Genomic DNA, 1804 nt, shown 5'->3' with positions numbered 1-1804 from the left:
TAGGAGCATTCCTGTAATGAAGTTATTTGAGAGTTGAACAAAAAAAGAGCCCCTTGGTATGATACGAGGTGTCCGAAGCTGCAGCGCAAGGACCCTGAAATTAGATACCCAAGGAGGACTCACTTATGAATTATACACAAAATCAGAAAATCTCTCAAATCACACCATCAACATTAGTTATTGGCATCGATGTTGCCAAAGATAAGCACGTAGCACGCGCACAGGATGATCGAGGCTTAGAATTCGGAAAGCGACTGATCTTTGAGAATAGAATTCACGGCTTTGAACTATTACTAGAGTGGGCTTTGCGCCATGCAAAAGAAAACTCTAAAGATCATATCATCTTTGGTGTCGAACCAACAGGTCATTACTGGCTAAACCTTGCTTATTATCTGACTGCAAAGGATTTTGACTTTGTATTGGTTAATCCAATGCATGTAAAGAAAAGCAAAGAGCTTGATGATAACTCACCAACAAAGAACGATACAAAGGATGCGAAAGTCATCTCACAGCTGATTAAAGATGGGCGATACTCCGTACCAAATCTCTTAGATGCATTTATGCCGAATTAAGGGAAGGCGTCAAATTAAGAGATCAACTCATCCAACAGCTAATGATTACAGAAGGACGTATCCAGAATATGATTGATCGCTATTTTCCTGAGTTCTTTGATGTGTTTGGCGACTGGGAAGGTAAAGCAGCCTTTTGTACATTGAAGCTTTTCCCGTTCCCTTCACAGATTGTGAAGATGACACCAGAAGAAGTGCTTAGACAATGGAAACCATTCGTTCAACGTGGTGTTGGAATCAAACGAGCAACAAAGCTGGTAGAGACAGCTCATAAGAGTATTGGGATAACCATCGGAAGTCATTTTGCCCAACGAGAAATGAGTAGTCTCCTTGATCAATGGGAACTCTTCAAAAAGCAACTTGAAGAACTAGATCAAGAGCTAGAAGGTGTTGTTAGAACGATACCAGGTGCTAATGAAATGATTGATATTACTGGTCTAGGAGTGGCGACAGTCACTACTGTCTTATCCGAAATTGGGGACCTGAAAAAGTATAAACATCCTCAACAATTAGTCAATCTAGCAGGGCTCTCTTTACGTGAGAATAGTTCAGGGAAATTCAAAGGGCAAACAACCATAACGAAACGAGGGCGTAGTAAGTTACGCAGAGCCTTGTATTTGGCCATAAGGCCACTAGTTGCACATAACCCTACGTTTAAAGCCCTGCATCACTATTATACAAAACGCCCTGACAAACCGTTAAAGAAACAGCAGTCCCTGATTGCCTTGTGTTGTAAATTACTACGTGTTTTATTTGTTATTGGACAAAAGCAATGCCAATTTGATGGTTCGAAACTATTACAAGGGATACCTCAAGAAAAGACATTACAGGCTGCATAACAAACAGTAACATTCTTCAGATACTCAAAGTTACTCATTAGACAAATACCAATAGTGCAGAGTCGGAGCACATTTATTCCATTCGGGCTTATGACCCAGTATAGGAGCATATCCGACCTCCACCTCGTGGATACGCAGGACGAAGGAATGTATGGACCCGATCCGGTGAGACATGGGAGGGTGAGCGGCCGTGAGTTGTGTGGAGAATCTAACGCATGGTTATACACTTAATTTCCAAACAAATCCAGTTTGGTCGTTAGGATGGACCTCCTCTTGTAAAAAATTTATATCCTTACCAGATATAACTAGTATCCAAGGTGTGTCTACTATTTGATGTTAATGAAATTTTGAGAATACGTGAGTATTCGGAAGATATTTTAACTATATAGAGGGAGG

1 pseudogene is annotated in these 1804 nt (G+C 40.8%); it reads left to right on the top strand.

The features are described from left to right. Positions 1–125: 125 nt before the first annotated feature. A pseudogene (locus tag JCM9140_RS21880) lies at positions 126–1408 on the top strand (IS110-like element IS653 family transposase). The last annotated feature ends 396 nt before the right edge of the window (positions 1409–1804 follow it).

The sequence above is a fragment of the Halalkalibacter wakoensis JCM 9140 genome (genome assembly GCF_000513095.1).
GTDB lineage: Bacteria > Bacillota > Bacilli > Bacillales > Bacillaceae_D > Halalkalibacter > Halalkalibacter wakoensis.
This window is presented reverse-complemented; position numbering and strand designations above follow the sequence as displayed.